The 17258-nt window shown below is 71.7% G+C and carries 12 protein-coding genes; 7 read left to right on the top strand and 5 right to left on the bottom strand.

Translation table 11 applies throughout. The features are described 5' to 3' along the window. Positions 1–55: 55 nt before the first annotated feature. Entirely contained in the window at positions 56–2434 is a 2379-nt protein-coding gene (locus tag QFW81_RS17480) for a protein kinase domain-containing protein (RefSeq protein WP_280580493.1), read from the bottom strand. A gap of 107 nt (positions 2435–2541) precedes the next feature. On the opposite strand from QFW81_RS17480, the gene QFW81_RS17485 reads away from it, so the two are divergent. The 4 genes from QFW81_RS17485 (at position 2542) to QFW81_RS17500 (ending at position 6504) form a co-directional block, all read left to right on the top strand. After that, positions 2542–3108: a sigma-70 family RNA polymerase sigma factor gene (locus QFW81_RS17485; protein WP_280580494.1), complete on the top strand. Its 567-nt coding sequence runs from the start codon at positions 2542–2544 to the stop codon at positions 3106–3108. Positions 3109–3505: 397 nt separating this feature from the next. Then, the gene (locus QFW81_RS17490) at positions 3506–4744 is read left to right on the top strand and encodes a hypothetical protein (protein WP_280580495.1); all 1239 of its coding nucleotides are present in this window, start codon (positions 3506–3508) and stop codon (positions 4742–4744) included. After that, positions 4741–5454 carry a rhodanese-like domain-containing protein gene (locus tag QFW81_RS17495; protein ID WP_280580496.1) on the top strand — a complete coding sequence of 238 codons (714 nt, stop codon included), beginning with the start codon at positions 4741–4743 and terminating at the stop codon, positions 5452–5454. Before QFW81_RS17490 ends, QFW81_RS17495 begins: the two co-directional genes overlap by 4 nt. Positions 5455–5787: 333 nt before the next feature. Continuing rightward, positions 5788–6504, top strand: coding sequence for a hypothetical protein (locus QFW81_RS17500; RefSeq protein ID WP_280580497.1), 717 nt, complete (start codon positions 5788–5790; stop codon positions 6502–6504). 61 nt (positions 6505–6565) lie between these two features. Here the strand turns inward: QFW81_RS17500 and dnaE are convergent, their stop codons facing one another. After that, on the bottom strand, positions 6566–10111 hold the full coding sequence (gene dnaE / locus QFW81_RS17505; protein WP_280580498.1) for a DNA polymerase III subunit alpha: 3546 nt from the start codon (positions 10109–10111) through the stop codon (positions 6566–6568). A 216-nt stretch (positions 10112–10327) separates the two neighbouring features. Between dnaE and QFW81_RS17510 the strand changes: the two genes are divergently transcribed. From QFW81_RS17510 to QFW81_RS17520, 3 genes are read left to right on the top strand one after another with little or no spacing between them, the layout of a single operon-like run. Next, complete coding sequence (locus QFW81_RS17510; protein WP_280580499.1) at positions 10328–11716, top strand: MFS transporter; 1389 nt, start codon at positions 10328–10330, stop codon at positions 11714–11716. Beyond that, positions 11713–14103, top strand: a complete 2391-nt coding sequence (locus tag QFW81_RS17515) for a GH36-type glycosyl hydrolase domain-containing protein (protein ID WP_280580500.1) — start codon at positions 11713–11715, stop codon at positions 14101–14103. The genes QFW81_RS17510 and QFW81_RS17515 overlap by 4 nt, the downstream gene beginning before the upstream one ends. Further along, positions 14100–14603, top strand: coding sequence for a gluconokinase (locus QFW81_RS17520; RefSeq protein ID WP_280580501.1), 504 nt, complete (start codon positions 14100–14102; stop codon positions 14601–14603). Before QFW81_RS17515 ends, QFW81_RS17520 begins: the two co-directional genes overlap by 4 nt. A gap of 45 nt (positions 14604–14648) precedes the next feature. Here QFW81_RS17520 and QFW81_RS17525 read toward each other — a convergent pair whose 3' ends face one another. The 3 genes from QFW81_RS17525 to lpxA are packed head-to-tail and all read right to left on the bottom strand — an operon-like array spanning position 14649 to position 17258. Beyond that, complete coding sequence (locus tag QFW81_RS17525) at positions 14649–15224, bottom strand: ribonuclease HII (protein ID WP_280580502.1); 576 nt, start codon at positions 15222–15224, stop codon at positions 14649–14651. Beyond that, complete coding sequence (gene lpxB, locus QFW81_RS17530; protein WP_425604077.1) at positions 15221–16432, bottom strand: lipid-A-disaccharide synthase; 1212 nt, start codon at positions 16430–16432, stop codon at positions 15221–15223. Before lpxB ends, QFW81_RS17525 begins: the two co-directional genes overlap by 4 nt. Before the next feature lie 37 nt (positions 16433–16469). Next, positions 16470–17258 (bottom strand): acyl-ACP--UDP-N-acetylglucosamine O-acyltransferase, encoded by a 789-nt coding sequence (lpxA, locus tag QFW81_RS17535; protein ID WP_280580504.1) that lies wholly within the window; start codon positions 17256–17258, stop codon positions 16470–16472.

Genomic DNA, 17258 nt, shown 5'->3' on the forward strand with positions numbered 1-17258 from the left:
CGACACGGGCCGGGGCGACCGTACCGGGGCGTGCGGCGGGCCGCGCCCCGCGGTTTCACGGTGCGTCGGCGGCCGTCGCGGGTTCGGGACAGGACGCGATGGCGCCGGGCGCGGCGCACAGCGAGGCCTTCACACGCGCAAGATACGTCGCCACCGAGGGCGGAGGCGCTTCCAGCCGCGCGAGGAGCGCGTATGCCCGCGTCAGCGCCTCGCGTGCGCCCCGGGCGTCGCCGCCGGCCAGTCGCGCCTCGGCGAGCGTGCCGTAGGCGGAGGCGTGGCGCGGGCTGGGCTGGACGTGGACGCGGTCGGCCATCGCCACCGCACGCAGGGCGTGATCCAGCGCGTCGGCGGTATCGCCCGTTGCCGCCGCCATCCGCGCGACGTGCGTCAGCGCCACCGCCACCATCGGATGGTCGCCCTCGAAGACGCGTTCGCGCATGGCCAGCGACTGCCGGTAGAGCGCGAGCGCGCCGCTCGCGTCGCCCTGTTCTTCTGCCAAGAGCCCCCGGTTGCCGATGGCGATCGCGAGGTCCGGACTGCCGCGGGGATACAGCACCTCGAAGATCGCCTGCGCTTCGCGGTACAGGCGGTCGGCGCGCGCGACGTCCTTGCGCTCGTGCGCCACCTGGGCGAGGTTCGACAGCAGGTTGCCCTGGTCGGCGCTCGGTTCGCCGGTATCGTGGTGCGCTGTCCAGGCATCGTGCGCGCGCTGCAGGTAGGTGCCGGCTTCGGCATACCGGTCCTGCGCCATGTACAGCATGCCCAGGTTGTTGAGCAGGTACAGGTGGATCGGGTCCGCCACCAGGCCAGCGCGTTCGCTGCGCGCGATGCCGTCGATGAACAGCGCCTCGGCCTCCGCGATCCGTGCCTGGTCCTGGCGCAGGCCGGCGACGCCTTCGAGCGCGCGGAGGGTGCGCGCGTCGTCGCGGCCGAACACGCGCTCGTGGTCCTGCAACGCACGCACCAGCTGCGCCTCCGCCTGCGGCAACCGGTGGCGGTCGAGCATGCTGTAGCCGATGCCGAAGCGGACTTCCGCGGACAGATCCGGGCGTCCCGGGAAGTATTCGTCGATGCGTTCCGCGGCGCCGTCGAGCGCCTGCCCCAGGGTGAGTTCGCCGCCGGTCTCGAACGGATCCGACATCGACAGCACGTCCATCAGGAAGGCGTTGACCTGGCGCATGTCGGCGGCGGCCTGGTGCGCCTGCCATGCGGCGATGCCGCCAGCCGAGACGATCGCGACGAGTGCCGCGATGGCGAGCGTGCTGCCCACGCGATGGCGACGCACGAACTTGCCGAAGCGGTACGCGGCCGAATCCGGATGCGCCAGCACCGGCCTGCCGTCGAGCCAGCGCTGGATGTCGCGCGCGAGCTCTTCGCTGGAGCCGTAGCGCCGCTCGATGTCCTTGTGCATCGCCCTGGCGACGATCCGCTCGAGGTCGCCATCGATGCCTGCGAGGCGTCGGCGACGGTCGTCATCGTCCAGCGCCGCCGCATCGGTGGCCACGCGCAGCGATCGCGGTCGGGTGTCGCAGACCGTGCGCTCGGCCTCCGCCGGGCTCAGTCCCGCCAGCTCGTAGGGCCGCACGCCGGTGAGCAGCTGGTACAGCAGCACGCCGAGCGAATAGACGTCCGAGCGCGTGGTGGTCGGCTGGCGACGCACCTGTTCCGGGCTGGCGTAGGCCGGCGTCATCGCCGTCAACGAGGTCACCGACACCGCGCCCGCCTCGTCGCCGGCGTCGAGCAGGCGCGCGATGCCGAAGTCGAGCAGTTTCGGTTCGCCCGCGGCATCGACCAGGATGTTCTCCGGCTTGAGGTCGCGGTGCACGATCAGGTGCCGGTGCGCTTCCTGCACACCGTCGCAGACCTTGCGGAAAAGCGCCAGTCGCGCCGGGATGTCGAGCGCATGGCGGTCGCAGTACGCGACCAGCGACAGGCCGTCGACCAGTTCCATCGCCAGCCACGGCAGTCCCGAGGCGGTGCTGCCGCCATCGAGGATGCGCGCGATGTTGGGATGGCCGAGCCGCGCGAGCAGGGCGCGCTCGTTCTCGAACCGGGCGATCAGCTGTGCGCGGAACCCCGCGTTCGCGCCCAGGTGCAGCGGGCGGATGAGCTTGAGCGCGACGTCCTGGTCGTAGGCCTCGTCGGCGCGGCGCGCGCGATAGACCACGCCCATGCCGCCACTGTCGATGCGCTCGACCAGCTGGAAGGGGCCGACCCGTTCGCCCAGCTGCGGGAAGCCGTCCGGCTCAGGCACCAGTACGGGCTGCTCGAGGAAGCCGCCGAGGTCCGATTCGGCCTGCAGCAGGCGCAGCACCCGCAGCCGCAGCCAGTCGGGCACCGCCTGGGTGGACAGCCAGGACACGCGTTCGGCGGCTGGCCGGTCGAGCGCGCGCTCGAACCAGTCCAGGACCTGGCCTTCGTCCGCGACGCTCATGCTGCGCTGTCCCCCCGGCGTGCCCGCCGCCCGAAGCGCGACCGTAGCAAATCGGGGCGGGTTGCATGCCGCATCGGGTCGCCAGGCGCGCTGCTACACTCGATCGCGTGACCGGGGAATTCACTCAATTGCTGGCCGGCTGGCGCGGCGGCGATCGTGCCGCGCGCGATCGCCTGGTCGGCATGGCCTATCCGGAACTGCACGCGATCGCGCGCCGGCAACTGGCCGGCGAACGCCGCGACCACACGCTGCAGCCTACCGCGCTGGTCAACGAGGCCTACCTGCGCCTCAGCGGGCTGGAACGCATCGACTGGCAGGACCGGATTCACTTCGTGCGGCTGGCGGCGCGGATCATGCGCGAGATCCTGGTCGACCACGCGCGGCGACGGTCGGCGCACAAGCGCGATGGCGGCGAGCGGATGTCACTGACCGCGCTCGACCAGATCGCCGGAGACGCCGCCGACGCCGGGATCGATCTGGTCTCGCTCGACGAGGTCCTGGGCCGCCTCGAGGCCTTCGACGCGGACAAGGCGCGGATCGTCGAGCTGCGCTACTTCGGCGGCCTGACGATCGAGGAGACCGCCGAGGCGGTCGGCCTCTCGCCGGCGACCGTCAAGCGCCACTGGCAGGTCGCGCGCGCCTGGCTGTTCGACGCTCTGGCGGATCAGGGCTGACCACGCCGCGCGCAGGCGTTCGAACCTGCCGCCGTCGCCATCGCCGGTTGCCGCGATTCCCGTGGGGGCGGTATCGCTGGCGCGATTGCGATGCGCGGCCGTGCCTGTCGCGGGACTCGCCGGGGCCGGCCTGGTGGGTGCCGGAGGAGCCAGGCGAACGCCCGCATCCGGTCCGCCGGAGGATTCGCGCGCCGGGGCCGCGGCGGGATGGCCGGCCTTTCCGGATTGCGTTGACATGGGGCGACTCCGGTCGTCGGCCACGAGCGGCCATGTCATGACAGGCGCGAACCGGGGCGGGATCGGCTCATGCGGACGCGTCGCCTGCGCGTGAGCCGGTTTTCCCGCGTCATGCGCCTGCAGGACTGACGGGGCGATTCCGCCCCCCCGGGAGCCGACCATGATCGACCGCACCAAGATGCCCACCCTACTGGCCGCCGCCCTGGCGATCTCGCTGGCGGGGTGCAGCAAGCCGCAGGAATCGCTTCAGGAGGATGCCCTCGTGCAGCAGGAAAGCGGCGGCGCGCAATGGCCGCAGGGGAACGACGCCGTATCCGGGGAAGCCAGCATGCTGGCTTCCGCGCCTGCCGGAGAGGCATCGGCGATGCCGCCGCCGCTCGACACCAGCCGCATGCAGCCGGCGCAGATCATCGACCGCGCCGGCTTCGGCCAGCCGATAATCGCGGCCGACCTCGAGATCCCGGCGGGCTGGCAGACGGTCGGCGGCGTGGCCTGGAACGACGGCACCGACTGCATCACCAACCAGCTGCAGATCGGCTGGACCGCGATGGCGCCCGACAGCCTGACCGCGATCGAGATCCTGCCCGGCTTCAACTGGCAGGTCGCGGGCACCGAGATCCAGATGAACCCCTGCCCGGCGGCGCCCTACCGTTCGACCCGCGAGTTCCTCGAGGCCACCGTGCAGCGAACGCGCCCCGGTGCGCGCGTGCTCGACTACCAGGACCAGCCCGAGGTGGCGCAGCAGATGGCGCAGTCCGCGCAGTCGCATCCGCAGGCGCAACTGCGCCACGACGCGGGCCGCGTGCTGATCGCCTACAACAAGGACGGGGTGGAGATGCGCGAGGTGCTGGGCGCGGCGATCACGTTCTCGCAGATGCAGGGCAATGTGGTGGCCGGCACCGCCACCATCAGTTCGGTGCGCGGACCCAACGGCCGCGTCGACTTCGAGCTGGGCAAGCGCGTCGGCGCGACCATGCGGCTCAACCCGCAATGGCTCGAGGCGATGAAGCAGCGCGGCATGGCCAACCTGCAGCGCGTCAGCGACGGCCAGCGTCGCAGCATCAACGACTGGCACAACCGGCAGATGGCGATCATCAGCGCGCGCGGGGAAGCCGATCGCGCCGCCATCCGCATGCGGACCAATCGCGAGGTCGCCGGCATCTACAGCGCGATCGCGGCCAACACCAGCGCGACCAGCGACCGGATGCACGCCAGCAACATCGACACGATCAACCAGGTCAACTCGTATGCCGGCGTCGACGGCACGGTGGTGAAGTCGAGCATCCACGGCGGCGACCAGGTGTTCCAGAACAGCAACGACCCCAGCCAGGCCTACAGCACCGACGAGGCCTATCCCAATCCGCCGAGCGGCTACGTCGAACTGGAGCGCGTGCCGTGATCGGGTCGCGCCCCCGCGGAATGCTGGCCATCGCCGTGGCCGCGTGGCTGTCGCTGGGCGTCGCGGCCCCGGCCATCGCGCAGGACAGCTTCGGCGGCAATGCACCCGCGCAGGTGCGTCCGCAGCCGGTTCCGGACGCCTACGGCCAGGGAGGCAGGACGCAGGACCCGCCATCCGGGCCCGGTGCGAATGCGGGCATGTCGCGCCCTGCGATGGCCGGACCTTCGAACGAGGCCCAGGACTTCGGCGTCGCACCGACGCAGCAACTGCGGCCCACGGAGCAGATGCACGGCCCCACGCCGACGTCGATCCCGGGCGGCAAGGTGATCGATACCCGCGCGCTGTCGCAGCTGCTGCAGTCGCGCCAGGGCGACGTGCTGCTGCTGCACGCCTACGGTGGCATGCGGCACCTCCCGGGCGCGGTGCCGGTGGCGCCGGCGTCGCAGGGCGGCAGTTTCGACGACGAGGTCCAGCGCGGGTTCGGCCAGTACCTGCAGCAGGCCACCGGCGGCGACCCGTCGCGGATGCTGGTGTTCTATTGCGCCGGCGTGCAGTGCTGGGGGTCCTACAACGCGTCGCTGCGGGCGTTGAAGCTCGGCTACCGCAACGTCGCCTGGTATCGCGGCGGGCTGGAGGCCTGGCAGCAGGCGGGCCTGCCGGTGCAGGACGGCGACGGTCAGCAGGGCGCGGGACAGGGCCAGGGGCGTTGAACGCGATGCGCACGCGCACGGTGAGCGCGTGCAGGGCGGTTGACGACGGCCACGCGGTGCGGGCGGCGATGCGTGTCGACGGGAACGGGTGACGTGCGGCATCCAGGCGCGACCGTCCTGTGGCTGGCATGGATGGGACTGGCGACGGCCTGTGGCGTGCGTGATGCGGGGCCGGCCGCCGGGGGTGGCGACGGCGTGCCGCGAAGGGCCGCTGCCACCCAGGACCAACTGCCGCACACGCCGGCGGTGGAGCCCGGGATGGTGTCGGCGCAGGCGGATGGGCCCCCGCCGGTACGGGCAACGGCTCGCGTCGCGCCGCATGCGCCGAGGGTGGTGGTCGAGGGTCGCGGCGCATACGCCGACGCGCTTGCGCAGCGGATCCGGGCCGTTCTGCCGGACGGCTGGCGAGGCGCGTTCGTCGTGGAGGCCGGTTGCGAGGACGACGACTGCCTGCGCTGGTGGATGAGCTCGGCCGATGGCCGGCAGCGCGTCGAGCAGTGGCCCGCGATCGAGGTGCCTGTCCTCGTCCCGGAGGCGGGCGAGCGGCACGTCGATCCGCGGATCGTGCCGACGCATGTCGAAACGATGCGGGCGCGCCTGTTTCCGGACTCGAAGGTGCTGGGCAGCAAGTACGACCGCTACGAGGACCGCGTCTCGAACGAAGACGTCACCCTGGCCGCCGGATACCTGCGCGACGGCGTGCCGATGCGGGCGGAGATCCACGTGTGGTTGCACCTATCCGATCCGGGGCCGCAGGCAATGGGCGAGAACATGCGCACGGGCATCCTGCGCACGCGTGTGCGCTCGGCGCCTGCGGGCGTCTTCGATGGCCAGCGCCTGCGCGACGACGTGGAATACGCGATCAGGCTCGAGCGCGAGGGGTGGGATGCGCAGCTGGACGCGTGCGTCGCGTCCGCGCGCATGATCGCCCACATGGCCTACGTGGGCTCGGACGAGGATTCGCACGCGGCAGTGCAGGCCTGCGAGCGCGAATGGGAGGCGCGACGGCTCGTCCGCTCCGGCACGGCGCGCGTCGGGGGCGGGATGTGATCTCCGGGCCAGGCGCAAGCCCCGGTCCCGCCGGCGCAGGCCAGCGCTGCCCGCGGCGCGATCAGTTCGCCCAGGGGCGCGAGATCGACAGCCTCACCTGCTGCACGCCCGGCAGGGTCCGCAGCGTGCACGGCAGGTCCGCGTCGACCCGGATGCCCTGGCTGCCGTTGACGTCGAGCTTGCCTGCCGCGCCGGTGGGCAGCAGCAGCTCGTAGCGCAAGGGCGTGTGTCCCGGTCGATGGCGCGACAGCAGCGATTCCACCCGGTCGAGCGAGCCGGGGACGCGCAGGTCGAGCTTGAGCGCCAGTCCCTGCGCGTGCTGCGGACACACCTGCTCGAAATCCCAGCAGCGCCGCGCGCGCAGCGAGAAGCCGCCGCTGAACTCGTCCTCGCGCAGCCCGCCCTCGATCACCAGGATGCGGTCGCGGGTGAGCAGGGCGGCGTTGCCGAAGTATTCCTCGGCGAAGAACGCGCACTCCAGCCGCCCGCGCCCGTCCTCGATCAGTACGAAGGCCTGCGAATCGCCGCGCTTGCGCATCGCCAGCACCTGGCCGGCGACGACCACGGTGGTCTCCGGGCGCCAGCTGCGCCCGCCGGTGTCCGGGCGCGCGGCCCACAGTGCGTCGAGCTGGCCGAGGTCGTGCCCGACCAGTGCGCGCAGCTCCTCGCGGTAGGGATCGAGCGGATGGCCGCTGAGGTAGTGGCCGAGGGTGTCGCGCTCGCCGTCGAGCTTCTGCTTGAGCGGCCATTCGGCGCAGGTCGGCAGTTCGATGTGGATGTCGGCCGCGCCGCCGCTGCCGAACATGTCGAACATGCCCGCCGCGCGGTTGCGTGCGATCTGGTCGGTCGCCTTGAGCACCTCGGGCAGCTGCAGCATCAGGCTGGCGCGGCTGGGCGCCAGCGCATCCAGCGCGCCGGCGTGGATCAGAGCCTCGAGCGTGCGCCGGTTGAGCCTGCCGGCATCGACCCGCTTGCAGAATTCGTAGAGGTCCGCGTAGCCCTCGCCGCGCGCTTCGATGATCGACTCGCACGCGCCGCGGCCCACGCCCTTCACTGCGCCCAGCCCGTAGCGGATGGTGCCGCGGGTCCCGTCCGCACCGGTCTGTCCGTCGATCGCCTCGAACATGTAGTTCGATGCGTTCACGTCCGGCGGCAGCACGGTCAGCCCCATCGCCTTGGCTTCGTTGAGGAAGCCCACCACCTTGTCGGTGTTGTCCATGTCCGAGGACAGCACCGCGGCCATGAACTCGGCCGGGTGGTGCATCTTCAGCCACGCGGTCTGGTAGGCGACCAGCGCGTAGGCGGCCGAGTGCGACTTGTTGAAGCCGTACTCGGCGAACTTCTCCATCAGGTCGAAGATCGAGGTCGCGACCCGCGGGTCGACGCCGTTGCTCGCGGCGCCGGCCTCGAACTTGGCGCGCTCCTTGGCCATCTCCTCGGCCTTCTTCTTGCCCATCGCGCGGCGCAGCAGGTCGGCGCCGCCGAGCGAATAGCCGGCCAGGACCTGGGCGATCTGCATCACCTGTTCCTGGTAGACGATCACGCCGTAGGTGGGCTTGAGCACCGGCTCGAGCAGCGGGTGCGGATAGGTGACCTCGGCGTTGCCGTGCTTGCGGTCCACCCAGTCGCGGTCCATCCCCGAACCCAGCGGGCCGGGGCGGAACAGCGCGGCGAGCGCGATGATGTCCTCGAAGGTATCGGGCTTCGCGCGCTTGAGCAGCTCGCGCATGCCGCGCGATTCGAACTGGAACACCGCGACCGTGTCGCCACGCGCGAACAGTTCGTAGGTGGCGCGATCGTCGAGCGGCAGCGCGGTGATGTCCAGCGGCGATTCGCCCTCCGCCGCGCGCCGCGCATTGATCGCCTTCACCGCCCAGTCGATGATCGTCAGCGTGCGCAGGCCGAGGAAGTCGAACTTCACGAGGCCCACCGCCTCGACGTCGCTCATGTCGAACTGGGTGACCGGGTTGCGGCCGCGGCCGCCCTCGTCGTGTTCGGCGTACAGCGGGCAGAAGTCCGACAGCGGCGACGGCGCGATCACCACGCCGCCGGCGTGCTTGCCGGCGTTGCGGGTGAGGTCCTCGAGCTGCAGCGCGAGGTCGACCAGGTCGCGCACCTCGTCCTCGGTCTCGTAGCGCTCCTTGAACTCGGAGACCACGTACGCGCTGTCCTTCTGCGCACGCTTGCTGCGACCGATCGCGTCCTCGAGCGACAGCGGATCGGCCGGCTGCAGCGGGATCAGCTTCGACAGCCCGTCGACGAAGCCGTAGGGATGGCCGAGCACGCGGCCGGCGTCGCGCAGCACCGCCTTCGCGGCCATGGTGCCGTAGGTGATGATCTGGCTGACCCGGTCGCGGCCGTACCGGGCGGCGACGTAGTCGATGACCTCGTCGCGCCGGTTCATGCAGAAGTCGATGTCGAAGTCCGGCATCGACACGCGTTCGGGGTTGAGAAAGCGTTCGAACAGCAGGTCGTAGGGCAGCGGGTCGAGGTCGGTGATGCCCAGCGCCCAGGCCACCAGCGAGCCGGCGCCGGAGCCGCGGCCCGGGCCCACCGGGATGCCGTGCTGCTTGGCCCAGTTGATGAAGTCGGCCACGATCAGGAAGTAGCCGGGGAACCCCATCGAGATGATGACGTCGAGCTCGCGCTCCAGTCGCGCGTCGTAGCTCTCGCGCGTATGCCCGGGCGCCAGCGGGTGCCGGTCCAGCCGGGTCGCGAGGCCGTCGCGCGCCTGGCTGCGGATCCAGCTGTCGAGGGTCTCGTCCGAGGGCACCGGGAACGCCGGCAGGTAGTACTTGCCCAGGCGCAGTTCGAGGTTGCAGCGCTGGGCCAGGGCCAGGGTGTTGTCGATCGCGTCGGGCACGTCCGCGAACAGCGCGGCCATCTCTTCGCTGGACTTGAGGTACTGGCCCGGCGCGTAGTCCTTGGGCCGCTTCGGATCGTCGAGCACGCGGCCGGAGGCGATGCACACCCGTGCCTCGTGGGCCTCGAAGCCGTCGGCATCGAGGAAGCGCGCGTCGTTGCTGGCCAGCACCGGGATCCCGCGGGTGGTCGAGGCGTGCAGCGCGAAGGCGTTGAAGGCCTCCTCGCCGTCGAGGCCGAGGCGGGTGAGTTCGAGGAAGCAGCGATCGCCGTAGGTGCGCTGCAGGTCGCCCAGCGCCCCGGCGGCGAGGTCGTCGCGGCCCCCGGCCAGCAGCTGGCCGGCCCGGCTGTGGCGCCCGGCCAGCGCGAACAGGCCCTCGGAAGCCTCGGCCAGCCATTCCGGACGCACCACCACGCCATCGTGCCGGTGGCCCTGCGTCCAGGCGCGGGTGAGCAGGCGCGAGAGCGACAGGTAGCCGGCGTGGTCGCGACACAGCAGGGTCAGCGGCGCGGGCGGATCGTTGCCCTCGGCGACCAGTACGTCCGCACCCGCGATCGGCTTGAGCCCGGCCCCCTCCGCGGCGCGGTAGAACTTCACCAGCGCGAACAGGTTGTTGCGGTCGGTGATGGCCACCGAGGGCTGGCCGAGCTCGGCGCAACGCCTGACGAGTTCCGGGATGCGGATCGTCGAATCGGCCAGCGAATACTCGCTGTGGAGATGGAGGTGGACGAAACGGGCGGACATCGGGGCCACGGCAGGCAGGCCCCGTGCAGGGTAGGCGGCGGCGGGGGTACGGACAAGGCTTGACAGCCTGCCGCGCGGGCACCGCCCGACAGCCCCGGAGGCTCCGGCGCCCGCCGCGCCGTTTGCCTTCGCGGCCGGTTGCCGGCACTCTTGATAGCGCTACCACGCCAGTGCGGCGCGGACGCCTGCGCAGACGGGCGCGGCCCGGGGAGGACCATGCAGGACGAACGCGGCGACACACGGCCAGGTGGTACGCGCGCGAAAGCGCGGCTGCCGATGCGCGAGAAGCTCGGCTACGGCCTGGGCGATTTCGGCTTCAACCTGTACTGGGCCAACATCTCGGCCTTCCTGCTGATCTTCTACACCGACGTGATGGGCCTGGCGGCCGCGGCGGTGGGCACCATGATGCTGGTGACCAAGATCGTCGACGCGGTCACCGACCCGCTGATCGGGGCGCTGGCGGACCGCACCCGCACCCGCTGGGGCCGGTTCCGGCCCTACCTGCTGTGGGGCGCGGTGCCGATGGCGATCACCGGCGTGCTGACCTGGACCGTGCCCGACCTGGACCCCGACGGCCGCCTGCTCTGGGCCTACGCCAGTTTCACCCTGATGATGCTGGCCTACACGGTGCTGTCGATGCCGTACTCGGCGCTCTCGGGCGTGATCACCGCCGATACCCAGCAGCGCACCACCCTGATCAGCTTCCGCTTCATCGCCGCGTTCGCCGGCACCACTTTGGTCAACTGGCTCACGCTGGACCTGGTCGCCTGGCTCGGCCGCGGCGACGAGGCGCTTGGCTGGCAGCTCACGCTCGGCCTGTACGGGGTGATCGCCGCGGCCACCTTCGCCACGGTGTTCCTGACCACGCGCGAACGCATCGCACCGCCGCCCCAGCAGCGCAGCGCGGTGCGCCAGGACATCGCCGACCTGCTGCGCAACCGGCCGTGGCTGGTGCTGTTCGTGCTGGCGCTGGTGATCATGGTGACGATCGTGATGCGCAGCGGGTCGCTGGTGTACTTCCTCAAGTACCACATCGGCCGGCCCGAGCTGACCGGCACCTTCCTGGGCGTGTACTCGGTGGCGCTGGCGGTCGGGGCCGCCTCGACGCCGCTGCTGACCCGGCTGATGGACAAGCGCTCGCTGCTGATGTGGCTGATGGCCGGCGTGGGCGTGCTCAGCTGCGCGATGTACTTCGTGCCGCCCGACGCGGTGTGGACCCTGTTCGCGATCAACACCGCGATCGGCCTGCTGCTGGGCCCGAAATCGCCGCTCGCGTTCTCGATGTACGCCGACTGCGCCGACTACACCGAATGGAAGACCGGGCGGCGCGCGACCGCGATGACCTTCGCCGCCGCCACGTTCTCGCAGAAGCTGGGCGGCGCGCTGGCCTCGGCGGCGATCGCCTGGATGCTGGCGGCGATGGGCTACGTGGCCAACGAGGCGCAGTCCGATGCCTCGCGCCAGGGCATCGCGCTGCTGCTCACGGTGATTCCGGGCGTGGTGGCGCTGCTGGCCGCGTGGCTGGTCAGCGCGTATCCGCTCGACGATGCCGCACTGGCGCGGGTGCAGGACGACCTGCAGTCGCGCCGGGACGCCGCGGCATGACGACCCAGGGCCCGTGCACGTTCGAAGACGGCGGCCGGCGCTGTGTGCTGCACGACCCGGTCGCGATGCCGTACGCATCGACGTTCCTGTGGAACCGGCGCCTGCTGCTGCAGCTCAATGGCCGCGGCTATGCCACGGCGCAGTTCATGCAGCCCGAGCCCGCGAAGTATGCGCACGCGCCGGCGCTGGAGGCGAAGACCTTCATGCAGCCCGAGCAGCCGGTGTACGCGCACCATCCGGGGCGCTTCTGCTACGTGAAGGACGAGGACTCCGGCCTGCTGTTCTCGGCGCCGCACGCGCCGGTGAACAGGCGCCCGGACGCGTTCCGCTGGGAGATCGAACCGGGCGGCGTGCGCTGGACGGTGGCCTGCGACGGCATCGAAGTCGCGATGGCGGTCCGGCTGCCGCCCGACGACGTGGCCGAACTGTGGACCATCGACGTGCGCAACCTGTCCGGGCGGGCGCGTCGACTGTCGCTGTATCCGTACTTCCCGGTCGGCTACATGTCGTGGATGAACCAGTCCGGCGGCTACCGGCCGGACCTCGGGGGGATCGTCTGCAGCAGCGTCACGCCGTACCAGAAGGTGGACGACTGGTTCCGCCAGCGCGAATTCCTGGATCGCACCGTCCTGCTGCATGGACGGACGCCCGATGCCTGGGAGGCGAACCAGGCCGCATTCGAAGGCGGCGGCGGGTTGCACGCGCCCGATGCCATCACAGGCGCCGCGCGGCTGCCCGGTGGAGACGCGCTGTACGAAACGCCGACCGCGGCGCTGCAGTATCGGCTGTCGCTGGCGACCGACGAGGCGGATTCGCTGCGCTTCGTGTTCGCGCCCGCGCGCGACGACGCGCACATCGCGGCCCTGCGCGAGCGCCATCTGCAGACAGACGGCTTCATCGATGCCACCGCCGCCTATGCGGCCTACCTGGACGAGGGCCGCGGCTGCCTCGAGATCGAGACGCCCGATCCCTGGTTCGACGCCTTCGCCAACCACTGGCTGCCGCGCCAGGTCTACTACCACGGCGATTCCAACCGGCTGACCACCGACCCGCAGACGCGCAACTACCTGCAGGACCACATGGGCATGGCCTTCATCCGGCCGGCCACGGCGCGCGCGGCGTTCCTGCACGCGCTGTCGCAGCAGGAGCCCGGCGGCGCGATGCCCGACGGCATCCTGCTGGTCGAGGGCGCGCAGCTGAAGTACATCAACCAGGTGCCCCATACCGACCACTGCGTGTGGCTGCCGGTGTTCCTGCAGGCCTACCTTGACGAGACCGGCGACATGGCCCTGCTGGAGGCCGAGGTCGAGGACCGGACCGGCGCACGCCTGCGTGTCGCCGAACGGATCGATCGCGCGATGCAGTGGCTGCTCGACCAGCGCGATGCGCGCGGGCTGAGCTTCATCGCCCAGGGCGACTGGTGCGACCCGATGAACATGGTCGGCTGGAAGGGGCGCGGGGTGTCGGGCTGGCTGTCGCTGGCGTCCGCGCATGCGCTGCGGCTGTGGGCCGGGATCTGCGAGGCCGGCGGCCGCCAGGCGCAGGGGGCGGCGTTCCTCGCAGGCGCCGAAGCCTTCAACGCCGCGGTCAATACGCAGCTGTGGGACGGCGACTGGTACGGGCGCGGCATCACCGACGACGGCGTCGCGTTCGGTGTGCGCGCCGATGCGGAAGGCCGCATCTATCTCAACCCGCAGGCATGGGCGATGCTCAGCGGCGCGGCCGACGACGCGCGCCGGCAGCGGCTGATCGCAGCCGTCGGGGCCGAACTGGTCTCGCCCTGGGGCGTGGCCATGCTCGGGCCGCCGTACACCGGCATGCGCGAGGACGTGGGTCGCCTGACCCAGAAGTTCCCGGGCTCGGCCGAGAACGGCGCGATCTACAACCACGCCGCCGCGTTCTGGCTGCACGCGCTGTACGCGGTGGGCGAGTCCGACCACGCCTGGCGCACGCTGCGGGCGATGCTGTCGGGGCCCGACGCGGAGGACTGCGCCCGTCGCGGCCAGCTGCCGGTGTTCGTCCCGAACTACTACCGCGGCGCCTGGCGGCTGCACCCGCGCACCGCGGGGCGCTCCAGCCAGCTGTTCAATACCGGCACCGCCGCCTGGCTGTACCGCTGCGTGATCGAGTCGCTGTTCGGGCTGCGCGGCGAGGGCGCGGGGTTGCGGATCGCACCGCAGCTGCCGTCGCACTGGCCGCGTGCGCGGGCGCTGCGGCGATTCCGCGGCGCGACCTTCGAGGTCGCGATCGAGCGCAGCCGCGACATCGCATCGATGCAGGTCGAGGTCGACGGCGAGCCGGTCGCGGACGGCCGCATCGCGCAGGTGGCGCCCGGCCGGCGCTACCGGGTGCAGGTGTGGCTGCCGGAGCCCGGGGTGGCGGCATGAGCCAGGTCCGCGTGGCGGTGGTGATGGGCGTGTCGGGCAGCGGCAAGACCACGCTGGCGCGCGCGCTGGCGTCGGCCTGGCCGGCGACCTTCCTCGATGCCGACGACTTCCACAGCGAACAGGCGCGCGCCCACATGGCCAGCGGCCAGGCGCTCACCGACGCCATGCGCCAGCCGTGGGTGGAGCGGATCGTCGCCGACCTGCAGCGGCGCACGGATGCGGGAGAGCGCGTGGCGCTGGCCTTTTCCGGCCTGCGGCGCCGCCACCGCGACATGCTGCGCGAGGCGCGCCTGCCGCTGCGCTTCGTGTTCCTGCACGGCGAGCAGGCGCTGATCGCGGCGCGCATGCAGGCGCGCAGCGGCCATTACATGCCGGTCTCGCTGCTCGACAGCCAGTTCGCGGCGCTGGAGCCGCCGCGAGGGGAATCGGACGTGTTCGGGCTCGACATCGACCTCACGCCTGCGCGCATGCTCGAACAGGCGCTGGCGCTGCTCGACTGACCGCGTCCCGGCGTGGATCGCATCCCTCCGGACGCGGTCGACGGCTCAGAACAGGGCGCCCTGCGCCACCGGCGCGAAGCTGCGGCGATGGTGCGCGCAGGGGCCATGCGTGCGCAGCGCGGCGAGGTGGTAGGGCGTGGAATAGCCCTTGTGCGCATCGAAGCCGTACAGCGGGTGCTCGGCATGCAGCGCGGTCATGGCGCGGTCGCGCGCCACCTTGGCCATGATCGAGGCGGCCATGATCGAGCGGTCGCGACCATCGCCGCCGACCAGCGCCTCGGCAGGGCAGGGCAGGTCGCGCGGGAGCGCGTTGCCGTCGATGCGCGCCAGGCCGGCCACGTGCGCCACGCGGGCGATCGCGCGCTGCATGCCGACCATCGTGGCCTGGAAGATGTTGATCCGGTCGATCTCGTCGACCTGGACGAACACCACGCTGTACGCAAGCGCGCGCTCGACGATGCGCTCGTAGAGGAATTCCCGGCGCGCGGGCGCGAGCCGCTTGGAATCGTCCAGGCCGTTGATGCGTGGCCGCGACGGGTCGAACACCACGGCGGCCACCACCACCGGTCCCGCGAGCGGACCGCGACCGGCCTCGTCCACGCCGGCGACCAGCGGCGTCACGCCGCCGGCTCCAGCAGCCCGGCCACGGCGTCCGCAGCGGACGCGGAGGCGTCGCGGCGCAGGGCGAGGTGCAGGTCGCGATAGACCGGCTCCAGCGCCATCACCGCGGCGGGATCGTCGAACCAGGCCAGCACGGCCCCGGCCAGGCGTCCGGGCGTGCAGTCGTCCTGCATCAGTTCGGGCGCGATGGTGGTGCCGGCGAGCACGTTGGGCAGCGCGTAGCGGTCGACCTTGAGCAGGCCCAGCGCACGCACGATGCGATAGGTGCTGGGCGCGATGCGATAGCCCACCACCATCGGCCGCTTGGCGAGCATCGCCTCCAGGGTCGCGGTGCCCGAGGCCAGCAGCACCACGTCGGCGGCGGTCATCGCCTCGCGCGCGCGCCCTTCGAACAGGCGGACGCTGCCGGAGGGCACCGGCGCCGATGCCAGCAGCGCCCGCAGTGCCTCGCCGCAGGCAGGCGTCGCCGCCGGCACGACGATGCGCAGGCCGGGCACGCGTTCAGCGACCCGGCCGGCCGCCTCGAGAAAGATCGCGCCCAGGCGCTCGATCTCGCCCAGGCGCGATCCGGGCAGCACGGCGAGCACCGGCGCGTCGTCCTCGATCCCGAGGTCCGCCCGCGCGCGGCGGCGGTCGGGATTGAGCGGCATCGCATCGGCCATCGGATGGCCGACGAAGCGTGCGTCCACGCCGTGTCGCGCGTAGATCGCCGGCTCCATCGGGAACAGGCACAGCACCCGGTCCGCGCTGCGGCCGATCTTCGCCGCGCGTCCCTCGCGCCACGCCCACACGGAGGGACTGACGTAGTGCACGGTGCGCAGCCCGCGGCGCTTGAGCGCGCGCTCCAGGCCGAGGTTGAAATCCGGCGCGTCGATGCCGACAAACACGTCCGGCCGCCAGTCGAGCAGGCGCCGGCGCAGCCGCCGGCGCAACCGCAGAAGGCGCGGCAGGTGGCGCAGCACTTCGCTCAGGCCCATGACGGCGAGTTCGGAGGCGTCGTGCCAGGTCTCGACCCCCGCCGCCCGCATCGCGGCCCCGCCGATGCCGGCGAATTCCGCATCGGGGAAGCGCGCGCGCAGGTGTTCGACCAGGCCTGCGCCGAGCAGGTCGCCCGAGGCCTCGCCGGCGCACAGCGCGATCCGCAACGTGCGCGCGGGCGGCGATCCGGTGTCAGCGTCCGGCCGAGGTCCCTCGTGCACGTGCTGCATGTCCTGCACAGGCGTCACGACCACACCCGCGCCCGTATCACCGCAGCAGCGGCCGCTCGCCGCCGTCGATGAAGTCCAGCATCGCGCGCACGTCGGCGCTGCCGGCGGTTGCGATCTCTTCCAGCTCGACCCGGGCCTCGTCCAGCTTCGCATCGCCCATGTACAGGGCGCGGTAGGCACGCCGGATCGCGGCGATGCGCGGGGCGTCGAAGCCGCGGCGCTTGAGGCCTTCGGCATTGATGCCCCGCGGGCGCGCGTATTTGTCCTGCGCCACCATCAGGAACGGGGGCACGTCGCCGTTGACGAATGCGCCCATGCCGATGAATGCGTGCGCGCCGATGCGGCAGAACTGGTGCACGCCGGCGAAGCCGCTCAGGATCACGTGGTCGTCCACGCGCACGTGCCCGGCCAAGGTGGCGTTGTTGGAGAACACGCAGTGGTCGCCGACCGAGCAGTCGTGGGCGACGTGGGTGTAGGCCAGGAACCAGTTGTCGTGGCCGATGCGGGTGACGCCGCCGCCGTCGCCGGTGCCGCGGTTGAGGGTCACGAACTCGCGCACCAGGTTGCGGTCGCCCATCTCCAATGCCACCGGCTCGCCGCGGAACTTCTTGTCCTGCGGATCCCCGCCGATCGCGGCGTGGCCGACGATGCGGTTGTCGCGCCCGATGCGGGTCGGGCCGTGCACGCTGCAGTGGGGGCCGATCGTGGTGCCGTCGCCGACCTCGACGCCGGCCCCGATCCAGGTGAACGCACCGATCGATACACCCTCGCCCAGCCGCGCCGAAGGCTCGACCACCGCAGTGGGGTGGATGCCGCCCGCCGTCAT

The organism is Luteimonas kalidii (assembly GCF_029887935.1).
GTDB lineage: Bacteria > Pseudomonadota > Gammaproteobacteria > Xanthomonadales > Xanthomonadaceae > Luteimonas > Luteimonas kalidii.